General features: G+C 67.9%; 13 protein-coding genes and 3 pseudogenes. 6 read left to right on the plus strand and 10 right to left on the minus strand.

The annotated features are described in order from the left end of the window. Positions 1 to 280: 280 nt before the first annotated feature. The 5 genes and pseudogenes from ACMTAK_RS01055 (at position 281) to ACMTAK_RS01075 (ending at position 5,809) form a co-directional block, all read left to right on the plus strand. Complete coding sequence (locus tag ACMTAK_RS01055; RefSeq protein WP_413804374.1) at positions 281 to 2,095, plus strand: reverse transcriptase/maturase family protein; 1,815 nt, start codon at positions 281 to 283, stop codon at positions 2,093 to 2,095. Further along, positions 2,092 to 3,858, plus strand: a complete 1,767-nt coding sequence (locus ACMTAK_RS01060; RefSeq protein WP_413804375.1) for a reverse transcriptase/maturase family protein — start codon at positions 2,092 to 2,094, stop codon at positions 3,856 to 3,858. Before ACMTAK_RS01055 ends, ACMTAK_RS01060 begins: the two co-directional genes overlap by 4 nt. 106 nt (positions 3,859 to 3,964) lie before the next feature. Next, a pseudogene (locus tag ACMTAK_RS01065) lies at positions 3,965 to 4,309 on the plus strand (IS701 family transposase); the annotation flags it as partial. Between the two features lie 175 nt (positions 4,310 to 4,484). Further along, positions 4,485 to 4,835, plus strand: coding sequence for a putative quinol monooxygenase (locus ACMTAK_RS01070; protein WP_262700631.1), 351 nt, complete (start codon positions 4,485 to 4,487; stop codon positions 4,833 to 4,835). 275 nt (positions 4,836 to 5,110) lie between these two features. Continuing rightward, the gene (locus tag ACMTAK_RS01075) at positions 5,111 to 5,809 is read left to right on the plus strand and encodes an alpha/beta fold hydrolase (protein ID WP_413804376.1); all 699 of its coding nucleotides are present in this window, start codon (positions 5,111 to 5,113) and stop codon (positions 5,807 to 5,809) included. Positions 5,810 to 5,860: 51 nt separating this feature from the next. Here ACMTAK_RS01075 and ACMTAK_RS01080 read toward each other — a convergent pair whose 3' ends face one another. The 6 genes and pseudogenes from ACMTAK_RS01080 to ACMTAK_RS01105 all read right to left on the minus strand — a co-directional run bounded on the left by ACMTAK_RS01080 (position 5,861) and on the right by ACMTAK_RS01105 (position 10,482). Then, a complete protein-coding gene (locus tag ACMTAK_RS01080; RefSeq protein WP_413804377.1) occupies positions 5,861 to 6,736 on the minus strand; it encodes an IS5 family transposase in 876 nt (291 codons plus the stop codon). A gap of 214 nt (positions 6,737 to 6,950) precedes the next feature. Beyond that, positions 6,951 to 7,139, minus strand: a pseudogene (locus ACMTAK_RS01085) (plasmid transfer protein); the annotation flags it as partial. Between the two features lie 123 nt (positions 7,140 to 7,262). Then, on the minus strand, positions 7,263 to 7,688 hold the full coding sequence (locus tag ACMTAK_RS01090) for a hypothetical protein (RefSeq protein ID WP_413804378.1): 426 nt from the start codon (positions 7,686 to 7,688) through the stop codon (positions 7,263 to 7,265). An 8-nt stretch (positions 7,689 to 7,696) separates the two neighbouring features. Further along, positions 7,697 to 8,153: pseudogene (locus tag ACMTAK_RS01095) on the minus strand (SigE family RNA polymerase sigma factor). 707 nt (positions 8,154 to 8,860) lie between these two features. Continuing rightward, positions 8,861 to 9,742, minus strand: coding sequence for an MBL fold metallo-hydrolase (locus tag ACMTAK_RS01100; RefSeq protein ID WP_413804379.1), 882 nt, complete (start codon positions 9,740 to 9,742; stop codon positions 8,861 to 8,863). After that, the gene (locus ACMTAK_RS01105; RefSeq protein WP_413804380.1) at positions 9,739 to 10,482 is read right to left on the minus strand and encodes an SDR family oxidoreductase; all 744 of its coding nucleotides are present in this window, start codon (positions 10,480 to 10,482) and stop codon (positions 9,739 to 9,741) included. The genes ACMTAK_RS01100 and ACMTAK_RS01105 overlap by 4 nt, the downstream gene beginning before the upstream one ends. Before the next feature lie 128 nt (positions 10,483 to 10,610). Here ACMTAK_RS01105 and ACMTAK_RS01110 point away from each other — a divergent pair, with 128 nt between their 5' ends. Further along, complete coding sequence (locus tag ACMTAK_RS01110) at positions 10,611 to 11,069, plus strand: MarR family winged helix-turn-helix transcriptional regulator (RefSeq protein WP_311039729.1); 459 nt, start codon at positions 10,611 to 10,613, stop codon at positions 11,067 to 11,069. A 120-nt stretch (positions 11,070 to 11,189) separates the two neighbouring features. Here the strand turns inward: ACMTAK_RS01110 and ACMTAK_RS01115 are convergent, their stop codons facing one another. From ACMTAK_RS01115 to ACMTAK_RS01130, 4 genes are all read right to left on the minus strand, one after another. Next, positions 11,190 to 11,321, minus strand: a complete 132-nt coding sequence (locus ACMTAK_RS01115) for a 2Fe-2S iron-sulfur cluster-binding protein (protein ID WP_413804381.1) — start codon at positions 11,319 to 11,321, stop codon at positions 11,190 to 11,192. Between the two features lie 430 nt (positions 11,322 to 11,751). Next, a complete protein-coding gene (locus ACMTAK_RS01120) occupies positions 11,752 to 12,717 on the minus strand; it encodes a glycosyltransferase (RefSeq protein ID WP_413804382.1) in 966 nt (321 codons plus the stop codon). A gap of 415 nt (positions 12,718 to 13,132) precedes the next feature. After that, on the minus strand, positions 13,133 to 14,107 hold the full coding sequence (locus ACMTAK_RS01125) for an alpha/beta hydrolase (protein WP_413804383.1): 975 nt from the start codon (positions 14,105 to 14,107) through the stop codon (positions 13,133 to 13,135). Continuing rightward, positions 14,104 to 14,967, minus strand: coding sequence for an LLM class flavin-dependent oxidoreductase (locus ACMTAK_RS01130; RefSeq protein WP_413804384.1), 864 nt, complete (start codon positions 14,965 to 14,967; stop codon positions 14,104 to 14,106). Before ACMTAK_RS01130 ends, ACMTAK_RS01125 begins: the two co-directional genes overlap by 4 nt. Positions 14,968 to 15,001: the final 34 nt, after the last annotated feature.

Raw genomic sequence — 15,001 nt, forward strand, 5'->3', positions numbered from 1 at the left:
CTATGCCATGCCTGATCATCTGCTGGTTGGTCAGGCAACCTCCATGGCATGGAGCGACGCCCAGCGAGGGCGTTCAAGGAGATGAGTGGGCAGCCTAAATCGCGCTCGATACGTACGGTGAAGACGTACCACGGGATCGCCTAAGGGGCGAGAGTCCTACGGTGACGGCGTTCTCATAGTAGTCACGGGAGTTACGCCCCGTCGAGGAACTCGGGAAAGCCGAAGTGCAGGGCGAAGGAGAACAGGCGATCAAGACGTCTGGTGATGAGAGGCATGCGTAATGCAGAGCGCTGAAACAGTGCTGGGCGTCATCCGAGAACGAGGCAGGCGTGGCCTGCCTCTCGAAAGGCTGTATAGGCAGCTGTTCAATAGGGGACTCTTCCTGATTGCTTACGGGCGTCTGTACCGGAACGACGGTGCCATGACACCCGGAGTCAACGGGGAGACCGTGGATGGCATGTCGTTGGAGAAGATCGACACGATCATCGGAGCATTACGCACCGAATCGTATCGATGGACACCAGTGAAGCGGGTTTACATCGAGAAGAAAGGAACGAAGAAGAAGCGCCCGCTTGGCCTTCCTCCGTGGTCGGATAAATTGGTAGCGGAAGTAGTTCGTCTTCTTCTTGAGGCGTACTACGATGTCCAGTTCTCTGACCGGTCTCATGGATTCCGGCCCGGACGGGGTTGCCACACCGCACTAACGGAAGTGGTCAACACCTGGAAAGGAACCCGATGGTTCGTCGAGGGTGACATCTCCGACTGCTTCGGGACGCTCGACCACGAGGTCATGCTCTCAATCATGTCCGAGAGGATCCACGACGGCCGGTTTCTGCAAATGATTGGCCGGATGCTCAAAGCCGGGTACTTGGAGGACTGGCGATGGCACCCCACATTCAGCGGTGCCCCGCAAGGTGGAGTGGCATCACCGATTTTGTCCAACATCTACCTGGACCGGCTCGATCAGTTCGTTGAACAGCGATTACTCCCTGAGTATAACCGGGGCGACAGACGCCGGGACAATCCCGCATATCGTAGCGTCATCAACCGGATCGCGAAGGCCAAACGGATCGGAGACAGGGAAACGGTGAAGGCCCTGCGGGCCCAAGCGCGTTCCCTCCCGAGCCAGGACCCAAACGACCCCGGATACCGACGTCTGAACTATTGCAGGTACGCCGACGACTGGTTACTCGGATTCGCGGGACCGAAGCACGAAGCCGAGGAGATCAAAGCACGGATCCGTGACTTCCTGCGGAATGAACTCCGCCTGGAACTCTCGGAATCCAAAACCCTGATCACCCACGCCGCCAGCCAGGCGGCGCGCTTCCTTGGCTATGAGATCCGGGTTCAACACGCCAATGACAAGATCGACCATCGCGGTCATCGGTCCATCAACGGCGCCGTCGGACTCTTCGTGCCCAGAACCGCTATTCAGGAGAGATGCGCGCGCTACATGCGCAACGGGAAGCCCCAACGGCGAGGCCATCTGCTGCACGACAGTGACTTCAGCATCGTCGCGCAGTTCGGAGCCGAGTTCCGCGGGGTCGTCCAGTACTACCTGCTGGCCCAGGACGTCTACCGCCTGAGCCACCTCCAGTGGGTCATGCTGGTCTCCATGCTGAAAACCCTGGCAGCAAAGCACCAAACCTCCGTAACGAAGATGGCCCGCAAGTACAAAGCGACCATCGACACACCAGGCGGACGGCTCAGGTGCTTTGAAGTCACGGTCCCACGCGACGGAGGAAGGAAACCACTGAAGGCCCGCTTCGGCGGGATCCCACTCAAGCGCCAGCGCGCTGCCAAGCTGACCGATCGCGACTTCGGCCAGGCACTTCCTCGGAACGAGCTGATTCACAAGCTGCTGACCGAGAGTTGCGCACTCTGCAATTCCCGGACGGACCTCCAGGTCCATCACATCCGGAAACTCGCGGACGTCAACAAGCCTGGCCGCCGCGAGAAACCTGAATGGATGCACCTGATGGCACGGCGGCGACGCAAAGCACTCGTCGTCTGCCGTCTCTGCCACGAACACATCCACGCAGGCAAGGCCACAGCAAAACTCGGAACTGACCACTGGAGAGCCGAGATGCGGTGAAAGCCGCCTGTCCGGTTCGGGAAGGGGCCGTCGGAAAAGGACCTCCGCCAGAGGCACCTCGCCGGCGGCCTACTTCACAGATATATCTGCTGGCCTATGGTCACATCTACTCCAACAAAGGGTCGATGACGCCAGGGGCCACGCGGGAGACCGTGGACGGCATGTCGCGGGCGAAGATCGACCGCATCATCGATGCGATGCGCCACGAGCGCTACCGGTTCAGCCCAGCCAAGCGGACCTACATCCCCAAGAAAAATGGGAAGTTGCGCCCGCTCAGCCTGCCAACGTGGTCGGACAAGCTCGTCGGTGAGGTGGTGCGCCTGTTGTTAGAGGCGTACTACGAGCCGAGGTTTTCCGACCGGTCTCACGGGTTCCGGCCCAACCGGGGATGCCACACCGCGCTGCGCGAGGTGGCCAACACCTGGGCCGGGACGACCTGGTTCATCGAGGGAGACATCGCCGACTGCTTCGGGTCTTTGGATCATCACCGGGTGATCGAGATCCTGTCGGGAAAGATCCGCGATAACCGGTTCCTGCGGCTGCTGCGCAACATGCTCCAAGCCGGATATCTGGAGGACTGGGTATTCAACGCCACCCTCAGCGGCGCGCCGCAGGGCGGCTGCGCATCCCCCGTCCTGTCCAACATCTATCTGCACCGCCTGGATGAATTCGTCGAGACGGTTCTGATCCCGGAATACACCCGAGGGGCACGCAGGGCCCGTAACCCTGCCTACCTAGAGGTGGCCAACGCACTCGCACGAGCCCGTCGCCGCGGGAACCGTGAGGAAGCCCGGCGGCTTCGCGCTCGGATGCGCACGCTGCCGAGCTCGGACACCCACGACCCCGAATATCGGCGGCTACGGTATGTGCGGTACTGCGATGACCACCTGCTTGGGTTCACCGGACCCAAGGCCGAGGCCGAGGAAATCAAACAGCGACTGGCGACGTTCCTGCGCGAAGACCTCAAGCTGGAACTGTCCCAGGACAAGACGCTGATCACCCACGCCCGCACCAATAGGGCGCGTTTCCTCGGCTACGAGATCAGCGTGCAGCACGACGACAAGCAGCGCACCAAACGCGGCCACCGCGCCGTGAACGGCGCGATCAGCTTGCACGTGCCGGCATCGGTGATCAAGGCCAAGATCGCTCTCTACTCCAAGCGCGGTAAACCCGCGCGCCGCTCCCAAGTGATCAACTTCAGCGACCACGACATCGTGCGGATCTACGGGGCCGAGTACCGAGGCGTCGTCCAGTACTATCTGCTCGCCGGTGATGTCCGACGACTACACCGGCTGCGGTGGGTCATGCTGACCTCCATGCTCAAAACGCTGGCCTCCAAGCACCACACGTCGGTCCGTAGGATCGCGGCCAACCACAAGGCCAAAATCCAGACCCCACACGGGCCGCGCACGTGCTTCGAAGCCATCGTTGAACGTGGGAAAGGCAGCACACCACTGGTCGCCAGGTTCGGCGGCATTCCGCTGCGACGGCAAAAGAATGCGGTCATCACCGACCGCCACCCGGGTCGGCTCACCTACCCCAGTCGGGAACTGATCGACCGGCTCCAACGGGGCAAATGCGAGCTCTGCCAGCACACGGGCGAGGTGGAAGTCCACCACGTCCGTAACCTGAAGGAACTCGACCGAGCCGAACCCGCCCAGTGGAGACGAGCCATGGCCAAGCGGCGCCGCAAGACCCTTGTGGTCTGCGCCGACTGCCACGACCACATCCACCACCGGGAATCCTCCCCGCTCACGCAGTAGTCACCGGAGAGCCGGATGCCCGGAAAGCGGGCCCGTCCGGTTCGGAGGGAGGCCGCGCGGAAAAGGACCAGCACACCTGGCACCTCGCTGCGCGGCCGACCCTACCCAGGCCGCCAAGAGCCAGGTCGGCCTGGACCATTACCAGGTCCGCAACTGGACCAGCTGGCAGCGGCACATCACGCTCGCCATGCTCGCCCTGGCCTTCCTGACCGCCGTCGCCACCAGCGCGGCCCCCAACCGTTGCGCTGATCCGCACCACCACACCGCCCGCAGGAACGATCCGGTCTCCTTGACCGTCCCGGAGATCCGCCACCTCCTCACCCTTGTCTTCAACCCGCCAGCCGTGACCGTCGCCAGACAACTGCACTGGTCCACCTGGCGCAGACGCCATCAGGCAACAGCCCGGCGCAGCCACTACCGACGACGAACCGCCGACGAACCCACTGGATAGATCGCAAAACTGCACTGGAGAACAACCGACCACTTCCTCACCGCTCAACTGGCTCTTGCACCTGACGCCGATGTCAGGGTTTACCTTGCACGGGCTGCGCCGTGGCTCTCAGACTGCGCACGGCGTCATCGAGGCGGGCCGGTCCGGCTCTGCACCGGAACACGAAGGATGAGAAATGAATGCGCTCCAGGACAAGGCGGCCGCCATCGCAGACACCGAGCAGACGGCCATCATCGTTGCCGGCCGGGTCTTCGTCCCTGTCAGCGACATCGAAACGTTTATCGCCGAGGCGCAGGCGACCTACCCGATCGCTGCGGCGAACCCGGGAAACGTGCTGATCTCGTTCTGTGTGGAGGACGCGGCGGCCGGAACCGTCACGGTGCTCGAGCAATGGGCGTCCCAAGAGGCGCTCGATCGGCACCTTGCCACACCGGAGGTCATGGCGCTCTTCACCAAGTGGGGCCCGCACATGCGCAATGAGGTACGCAAGTTCGACGTACTCAACGAGAGAGATCCCCGAGCCTGAGACACCGGCATCAAGGCTGGATCGCGCCGGCACCGCCACAGACGTCCCAGCCCGGACATCTTGTCCTCTGGGAGCGTCCTCGACGATGTCACCACGTTGTAGCCTCCGACCACCGCACCGATCTTCAGGAGTCCACACCCCCGATGATCACGCGGTGGCCGTACCCGTTCCCAGCCGGGGCCGCGACAAGATCGCGAAACCAGACTGGAGTACTAGGGCGTGTATCGAAAGTATTTCTGGAAGCGGCTGTTGGGTCGCTTCGCTATGGTGCGGCCATGGCGAACTACGTGCTGGTTGCAGGTGCGCGGCTCGGATCGTGGGCGTGGGATGAGGTGGTGCCGCATCTGAAAGCGGCCGGCCACGGCGTCTACCCGCTGACGCTGTCCGGTCTCGCCGAGAAGCAAGGTGTGCCGGCCGGGCAGCAGACGCACGTTCAGGACATCGTTGGCGAGGTCGAGCGTCAGGATCTGCGTGACGTCGTCCTGGTTGGTCACAGTTACTCGGGCATCCCAGTCGGTCAGGCCGCCGAGCGGGTCGGCGACCGGCTGGCAGGCGTGGTTTTCGTCGACTCCAGTGTTCCGGCCGATGGCGAACCGTTCGTCTCCTCCTGGCCGGACGGCGGGGTGATGGTGAGGGCATCGATCGCCGAGAACGGGGGATTTTGGCCGGTCGCGCCTGCGGCCCACTTCGAGGGCCACGGTCTCACCGATGAGCAGATCGCACGGATCGTTCGCGGCTCGACGCCGCACCCGGGCGCCACGCTGACCGAACCCGCCGTGCTGGAACGGCCGCTCAGTGACCTCCTGGCGACGTACATCAAGTGCACGCTCGGTGACCCCGAGCCGAGCGACGACGTGACAAAGCTACTGGTCAGCGAGCACTGGCGGCTGATCGAGATGGACACCGGCCACTGGCCGATGTTCTCCCAGCCGTGCGAACTGGCGCAGATCCTCCTCGACACAGTCGGGGAGTGACCGCAGTTCCACGCTTGCGGACTCTTTGTCGGCGTGTATCACGAGCGCTGGTCACAGCCATTCGTTGATGGCCGCGACGAGGAGGGTCGCCTCGTAGCGGACCGCCAACTTGTCGTATCGCGTGGCGACGGCTCGGTGCCTCTTAAGGCGGTTGATGCCGCACTCGACCGCGTGGCGCTCGCGGTAGTCAACCGGGTCGAAACGTGGCGGCCGACCGCCACGGGAGCCGAGCTTCCTGCGGTTACGGGCCTGGTCGACCTTGTCGGGGATGGTGCAGCGGATCCCCCGGCGGCGCAGGTAGGAGCGGTTCCTGCGCGAGGCGTACGCCTTGTCAGCGCGCACTCGATTGGGACGGACGCGCGGCCGACCCGCCCCGATGCGGGGCACGCGGACCTTCTTGAGCACCGGTTCGAACTGCGGCGAGTCCCCACACTGCCCAGCCGTCACCACGATCGACATGGGCTTCTGACCCTGCTCGACGGCCAGGTGCAGCTTGGTGGTGAACCCACCGCGCGAGCGTCCCAGGCCGTGATCACAGGGCTCGGTGAAGACACCGCCCGGCGGTTCCTTCTGCAGGTCACCCTGCTTCCGGGCTCCGGCAGCATGCTGGTGGGCTCGGCACACAGTGGAATCGACGCTCAGGTCCCACGTGATCGCACCCCTCGCGTCGGCCAGGGACTGGAGGCGGGTGAGGACCCTGTGCCAGGTGCCGTCCCGCTGCCATCGGCGGAATAGGTCGTAGATCCGGCCCCACGGCCCGTACTCGACAGGTACGTCCCTCCACGGAACCCCTGTCCGAACCCGGAACCGTATGCCGTCGATCAGCTGCCGTCGGGGCCAGACGGGCGGCCGCCCCGCCTTCGTCCCCTTCGGCAACAACGGCTCCAACACCGCCCACTGTTCGTCCGTGAGATCCCCCCGTGCCATGAACCGTGATCATTCACAGCTCAAGATCCACTTTCGATACACGGCCTAGGCGGATCTCCGCCCAGCCTCCATATCGGCAAGCCGGTTTGAGGTTCCTGCGCTGGGATGCATCAGGGGGGCGGTCGGTGAGTGCTCTTCGAGGATCCGCGTGATGCTCGCAGCGCGGGAGCAGGAGAACATCCGGGCCGTCAACGGCGCGGTGCGCAAGACCTTTCGTAGGGCGGACCCGGCGGACCTTCGGCGGCACCGGGGCCACCTCGCGGGAGCGGGTCACCGTCCGGGCGACGAACGCCCGCAGCCGCGACGGAGCCACCGTCAGGCCACACACGTCCATCATCTCCCGGTAGATGAAGGCAAACCGCGTCCGGACGATCGGCAGTCCCACCAGTGTGCGGGTGCCAATAAATCATCCACGCAGGTCGAGGGCCTGATCACCGATCTTCGGCGCTCCTCGACGTTCACCCCGGGGTCTTCACCCACGCAGGGCCCCGGCGGCATCATGATCTGTCGTGCTGCTGCGCCTGGTCTACCGGGTATCCGGCCGCCGGGCCGCCGCGCCCTGGACCCCCGAAACCGACACCGCCCCGTGCGGGTCGTTCGGGCTCTGGTGCGGGGTGGCTCCTGCCGTCGGCTGGAAGGGGGAGGCCGCCTCGGAGTTCTTCGGCGCGGGCGCGGTCGGGTGCGGCGTCGTAGGGGCCGTCGGGCCGGTTGTGCCGATGGGGGCCAGAGGCGGCGTGGTGCGCTCGGCGTCCGTCCCGGTCAGGGCGACGGCCACGACGACCGTGGAGGCGACCGCCAGCGCGCTCACCGCGGCGAGCGCGGTCCTGCGGCGCCGGATGCGTCGACCGCCCGCGATCCCGGCGTCGGTGACGCTGGGCAGCGGCAGCTCCGGGTGCGAACGGAGGACCGTCTCGAAGGCGGCGTGCAGGGCGTCGTTGTCGTGCTTGTCCATGTCCGGTCTCACCTGCCGGTCCGTTCGCTGGTCAGGCGCTCGACGATGTCCTTCAGCCGGGCGAGTCCGCGGGCACTTTGGCTCTTGACCGTCCCCGGGCTCACCCGTAGTGCGTGTGCGGTCTGCTCGACGGTCCAGTCCTCCCAGAACCGCAGGACCAGCACGGCTCGGTAGCGGGGCGGCAGTTGCATCAGGGCTTCTTGCATCATCAATCGCAACTCCGGGGTGGCCGAGTCGGTGGAGGGCAGATCGGGCGGCTCGCTCACCGGCTCCTCAAGCCAGCCCTGCTTGCGCTGCTGGTCGATGAACTCGCCCCCAGGCCGCGTACAGCTTCATCAAGGCAGTCTGGGTCAGGTCCTGTGCCTGGTGCCAGTCACCGCACAGCAGGTAGGCGCTGCGTCTCAGCTGTGCCTGCCGAGCCTCGGCGAATTCCCGGAACTCCCGATCCCGGACGGCTTTCCTCACTCTTGCCGACCCTCCACTCGCACACTCCCCACCTGTAGTACGTACGTGGAGCGGGCCTGCGGGGTTGCACGGTGCGGCAGGAAAACTCTCTCCCCCGCTGCGTGCAACCCGTCCGTGTCCGTCGCCGTACTCCTCTCACACAAGGGCTTTTGCGCCACGAGTGACAGCCCGAGACCGAGACAGAGGATGACCGTTGTCAAGGCACGGTAAGATCACACAGAGCCGCCGCAGGATGTACAGCGTCGTCGTCGGAACCGCTCTGGCCGCCGTAGGTACCATCGGTGTCGCCTCCGCGGCCCCGGCCCACAACGCCGCTGCCGCGTCCACCGCACACGACGCCGCGCCCGTCGCCGGTGCTCACAGGGTCACGACCACCGGGGCGAAGGCGGTGTCCACCGCCGGTGCTCACAGGGCCATCCCCGCCGTGGGGGCCCTGCGGGTGCTATCCGGCCTTGGGAGCTGACCGCGGCCCAGAGGGCGAGTGCGGTGGACTGACCGCCGGGCACCCACACGTCGCCGGGGCACGGGCTTTCGTCCGGCCCCGGCGAAGTGTGTGGTGAGCAATGCGGTACGCGAAGCCTGGGCCCTGCGATCTCCACAGTCGTCATCGCGTCGCCGCCGCCGGCGCACGGCATCCGGCCTCCTCCCGGCCGACTGGCTGTGAAGCAGGACGGACGCCCACCCGGCGGACCCATGATGACCACCCGTCAGGTGGGCGGCGGGGCCCCCTGGGTGCGGTCCGGGTAGAGCGCCTGGCTGCTGCCCCAGAGGCTGCTGCGATTGAGGTGGTCAGGGTGCCGCCGGATCATGGCACTGTAGAAGCGCTCCGGTGTCGGCTCTGTTTCCAGCAGCTGGTCGGTGTCGGCGAGGTAGCGGCGAGTCTCGCGGATCTGCCGGTCCGCGTCGTCGTCGTACCGGTGGTTCTTGTGGCCGGCGACGATTCGGCGTGCGCCGAGTGCTTCCACAGCGGCGATGGCACGGCGCCAGGCGTCGCGTCCCCCGTCACGGGATTCGACGAGGTACTGGTGGACGCCGTTGTAGACGACGTCGCCCGCGACGACCAGGTCGAGGTCCGGGATGTGCAGCACACTGGTGTCGTCGGTGTCGCTGTGCCCGACACCAAGGACGGACAGCGCGTGTCCTTCGAGGACGAGCCGGTTTCCGAGGTCCTCGGCGGCGACGGCCGTGACGGGTGATGCCGGGATCTGTCCGGGAAGGATCTTGTCCCAGAAGCCCGCGCGCGCCTCGGCGGCGCGGTGCATCTGCGCGATGGTCCCGCCTGTGGCCACCACCTGGGCGCCGGGAAACCGGTCGGCCAGACTCGGGGCGGTGAACCAGTGGTCGCCGTGCGCGTGGGTGGCGAAGATATGCGTGAGCCTCCGGCCGATGGCGCGGACGCGGTCCGCGACGGCTTCCGCCTGGGCGGTGGTCAGTGGCGGGTCGACGAGTACCGCCTCGTCACGGCCGAAGACGAGCGTCGTGGACACCGGCGCCCAGGTGCGGGCGCCCCCATCGGGCGTGCGTCCCGGCAGGGCGAGTGGGATCGCCTCGGACACGATGACCTCGTAGCCGAGCCGGGTGGCGCTCACCGCGCCGCTCCGAGCGAGACCAGAGCTTCCTCGGCCTGGGCCCGGTTCAGCAGTTGCACCAAGCTTCCGGGCTGCGTCGAGGCGGAGGCCGCGACGGCGACCGCACCGATCTGCGCGGAAGTGACCTGGGCGGGGTCGACGGCTTCGACGAAGCGGGTCGCCACGGGACCGAGTTCGAGGAGGAACACGCGCTTGGCGCCCTGAAGCTCGACGGCAAGCACCTGGTGCATCATCTGGAGCGCGGTCTGCTCCATGCTCACCAGGCCGCTTCCGGGGATGGGGACGTGGGCGGACTCGCCGACGACGATGGAGTACGCGCCCTGCCTCGTCATGCGCGGCAGGGCCGCGCGCAACACGGCCATGTGCGCGGTCGCCAGGCCCACGAAGGCCGCCTGCCAGTCCGCCTCGTCGATCTCCCACAACCGCCTGCCGTGCCACCAGCCGCCGATCGGGGCGACGACGTCGTCCACGCCGCCGAGCCGGTCGACCATGGTCGCGACGAGCGCCTCCGCGCCCGCGAAGTCGGTGTAGTCGTGCTCGAACAGGTGCAGGCGCGCGGTTGCGGCCTCGCCGAGCAGTAGGCGGAACTCCTCCGCCCGCTCCTTGCTGCGTGTGGGCACCACCACCTGCGCGCCCGCCGCGAGATAGGAGCGCACGGCGCCTTCCCCGACCCCTCCGGTGCCGCCGGGGATCAGGACTCGCCGACTGGAGAGGTCGGGATGAGGGATGCTGTCGGACATCAGGATGCTCCTTCGGCCAAGTCGGGGTCGGCAGCAGATCCCGCCGACTCCTTGTGTTGGGCTGTCCAACGTTGGCTTGCCCAACGTAACACTGATCGGTTGGGGCGGCCAACGTTTATAGTGAGTCCATGGGTGATGCGAACGACGACCTCCAGCCACCGGCACGACTGCGGGCACTCACGAGCTGGCAGGCGAGCAGGGTCTCCACGATCGGGGCCCGCATGACGGCGAGGTACATGCCCCTGACGGCGCGCTCCGACTTCGCCGTCCTCGCCGCACTGGAGGAGTACGGCGCGCTCAGTCAGGCCGATCTCGGCAGGCGGCTCGGCCTCGACCGCAACGACGTCAGCGGCATCGTGACCCGGCTCCAGACCGGCGGTCACCTCGACCGCCAGGCCGATCCAGGCGATCGACGCCGCAACCTCGTCACCATCAACCAGGCCGGCAGGCGCTATCTCGAACAGATCCAGCGGAACGCGGACAAGGCCCAGGCCGAACTGCTGTCGAGCCTGGACGAGGACGAGCGCGGGCAACTCCACGCGCTCCTGGTGAAGGCCTTGGAAGGACACAAGCCCGAACCCGCGTAGCAGGGTCCGGTACGGAGCCCGGTCGCGAACACCGGCACCGCGCCCGCCGAGGATCTCATCCGGGTAGATCAGCCGACACGGCGGTCTCCTCCAGCCGGTCCACAGAGCTTCCGATCTCGGTCACGCTGCCCTGCTTTCCTCCGAGTCGACCGCTGCGGCCACGGCGTCGATGATCGCCGAGCGGCCGGTGCACCGGCACAGGTTCGCGGACACGTACGCGCGTATCCGCTCGCGGTCCGGCCTGGGGTACACATGCCCTGCTCGCAGCCGAGATTGGTGCCCGGCGGCCCAGATCGGTTCGCAGGGCGCTTGTCAGCGCGGATCCGATGGGGACGGACACGTGGCCGCCCCGGCCCGATGCGGGGCACGCGGATCTTTTCCACGGCGGGTTCGAACCGCGGTGAGTCCCCTCGCTGCCCACTGGTCACCACGATCGACGTGGACTTTTGACCCTGCTCGACGGCCAGGTGCAATGTGGTGGTAAACCCGCCGCGCGAGCGTCCCAGCCCGTGATCACCTGGCTCGGTGAAGAAACTGCCTCACCTTCTCCCTGGCCGGCCCCTGCGCCCGGAAGCCGCCCGGCCGAGATCCGGCGTGCGGTGCCGGGCCTCGGCCGGTGGGCCGGGGCCGTGGGCTGCCGTGGGCTGGGGCGCCCTACGTCCCCGGCAGCAGTGGTGACCGGTCAGAGCCGGTCCAGGAGGGCCTTGACGACCCGGTTCGCGTCGTCGAGGTCGGCGAGTTCCTCCGCGACCGCCTTCGCCGTACGGGCGTACGAGGGGTCGGAGATCACCTGGCGCACGGCGTCGCCCGCCGATGCGAGGTCCTCGATCTCCACGGCGATGCCCCGGTCGGCCGCACGCCGTGCGTTCCAGGGCAGGTCGGCGATGAAGGGCCGGATCACCTGGGGCTTGCCCAGGGCCAGTGCGGCCAGCAGTGTGCCCGTCCCGCCCGCGCTCACCACCACGTCCACCGAGGGCAGCAGCCGCGCCAGCGCTACGAAGCCGACCGCGTGGACCTTGTGCCGCAGGCTCTCGTCGACGTCGAACTCGCCAGGTTCGACCGTGGCGAGCACGGACACACCGGCGCTCGCGATCGACCGCACCAGCGACCCCATCGCGGCGGGGTCCTGCACCGAGGTGCCGAAAGCCAACGCGGCGACCGGTCCGTCGGGTGCGGGCAGGGCTCGTCCACCGTCCGTTGTGCTGTGGGGTTCCGGACGGAGTGGAAGACGGCCGGGGAAGTCGTCGCGTTCCGTCTTCGGGAGCAGCGCGTCGGGATACGGGTCCACCACCGCGATCGGCGCGGGGCGTGCGACACCGCGTGCCGTGTACTCACCCTCCGCGCGATCGGCCATCGCCTGCAGCAACTGCTCGGGCATCGGTCCGGTGATGCGGTGCTCGGCCAGTGGAACGCCGAGCACGGCGGCGATCAGCGGGCCCATCGCGTCGACGGTGTCGTGCACGACGAGGTCAGGCGCGAACCGCCGCGCGACCTCGACCGCCTCGTCCACGACACCGTCGACGCGCACCGCGCCGAACAACTCCACAGCTCCGGGACCGGGCTTGGTCCCGTCCTGGCCGTCACCGAGGCGACGGCCGGTTTCCGTGATCGGCCCGTCCATGGACGGGCCGACCTCGAACACGTCCATGGACGGCACCAGCGCCGCCGCCCCCGGCCCGAGAGCAACCCGACCGTGTGCCCGGCCCGTTGCGCGGCAGCGGCCAGCGAAAGGCAGGGGGGAACAGATGGCCGGGTGCTGGAACGGCACTGAAGATGATGCGCACGATGAACTCCAACTGTCGTAGAAGAACGAATGGGGGACGACGCCGTGACCGCGGAGAGGCGGTGCGCACGCGGTGTCCCGCGGAAGGGGGCGTCGGGCACTCCGCGTTCTGCTCGCCCCATATTTGTCCGGCAGGCCCGCCCGGGCGCGGCTTGCGCGGGTGCCGGGTTGTCGTACGCGGAGGCTGCCGCGGCCGGGTCGGGGTGTGTCCTGTGTCCGCGGGCCGCGGAGCGGACCACCACCAGGGGCGGGATGGGGACGCGGCGAGGGGGACGCCCCGTCACTCGCCGTTGGTCCGGCCGAGGAGCCGTCGCATCCAGGCGGCCCGGGTAGCGGACGCGGTCCGCGACAGGGCGGTGTGCGGGGCCATCGCGTCGAATCCGTGGAAGCCGCCCGGCCACAGGTGCAGTTCGCACTGGACGCCGGCCTGCACCAGCCGGGCGGCGTAGTCGACGGCCTCGTCGCGGAAGGTCTCCACCGAGCCGACGTCGACGAACGCGGTGGGCAGGCCGGCCAGGTCCGTGGCCCTGGCCGGTGCCGCGTAGACGCTGACGTCGTTGCCGCCCCTGCGCGCGCCGAGCAGCGCGTTCCACCCGGTCTCGTTGCTGGTGGCGTCCCAGATGCCCTCGCCTTCCAGTTCCCGGCTGCTCGGTGTCAGGAGCCGGTCGTCGAGCATCGGGCACATCAGCATCTGAGCCAGCAGCCCAGGACCGCCGCGGTCGCGGGCGAGCAGGGCCACACCGGCGGCAAGTCCCCCGCCGGCGCTCGTACCGGCGACGACGACGCGGCCGGCGTCACCGCCGAACTCGGCGGTGTGCTGGTGAAGCCACAGCAGGCCCGCGTAGCAGTCCTCGATCGGAGCAGGGTCGGGATGTTCCGGCGCCAGCCGGTAGTCCACCGACACCACGACCGCGCCGTTGTCGACGGCCCAGTCCAGCACATTGCCGAGGCCGGTCCGGTTGTTGCCGATGATCATGCCGCCGCCGTGCAGGTAGTAGATGACGGGCGCCTCGGGCGCCAGCCCGGCGGGCCGGAGGACGAGCATCGGGACCTCGGGGGCGCCTGCGGGCCCCGGGGTGGAGAACTCCCGCAGTTCCACGGTGCCGTCGCGTGTCAACTCCTCGTCCAGGACGGCGAACGCGGGGTTGGCCCGCAGCGCCCCGATGTCCCCGGGGGTGACGGTCGGTGACACATGCTGCTGCACCACCGCCAGCACCGGGGCGAGTTCGGGATCGATCGGCGGATGTGTGGTCAACGTGGGCTCCTCGGTGCGGGGTTGCTTGTGCCGGTGAAGGTGTCGGCGACCCAGCGCGCCACCCCCGCCGGATAGGGCGCGCTCAGCCCGAGCACGATGTGGTCGAACCCGCCGTCAAGCGCCTCGCGGACGGCCTGGCGGGTGTCGTCGGGTCGGTCGTAGGAGACGGGCAGGACGATGGACCGGGTGATCTCGGCCGGGTCCCGGCCGATCTCGGCGCACAGCCGGTCCAGCCTGGCGCTGACCTCGATCGCGTGGTCGATGCTGCCGCCGGGCATGTTCCACCGGTCCGCGTGTTCGGCGACGACCCGCAGCGTCCGGGTGGCCTGGCCGCCGATCACCAGCGGCGGATGAGGCCGCTGCACGGGCCCCGGGGCGCAGAAAGCGCCCGCGAGTCGGTAGTGGTCGCCCGGGAAGTCGAACGGCTCGGTGGCGGTCCACAGCCGGCGGATGAGGGTGCATGCCTCGGCGAGAGCGCCGACCGCGTGGGCGGCGTCGTGGTAGGGCAGGCCGTGAGCGTCGTACTCACGCCGGGCCCAGGGCACGTCGGTGCGTGAGCCCGCGCCGATGCCGAACTCCAGCCGGCCGCCGGAGACGACGTCGACCGTGGCGGCGATCTTGGCCAGCATGGCCGGCGGACGGAACCGGTTGCTCGTGACCATCACGCCGAGACGCAGCCGCTCGGTCCGGGCCGCCAGCGCGGACAGCAGCGTCCATGCCTCGAAGGTGGGACCGTTCGGGTCGCCGCCGAGCGGCATGAGGTGGTCGAACAGCCAGGCGTGCTCGATCTGCGGGATGCCGTCCGCCTCGCGCCAGACCCGCAGCAGGTCCGCATAGCCGACCTGGGACGGCGGGGTCATGATGCCGAAGCTGGGCCGGCGGGTCGGCCGGGGG

Source organism: Streptomyces lacaronensis (assembly GCF_047337785.1).
Lineage (GTDB): Bacteria > Actinomycetota > Actinomycetes > Streptomycetales > Streptomycetaceae > Streptomyces > Streptomyces lycopersici.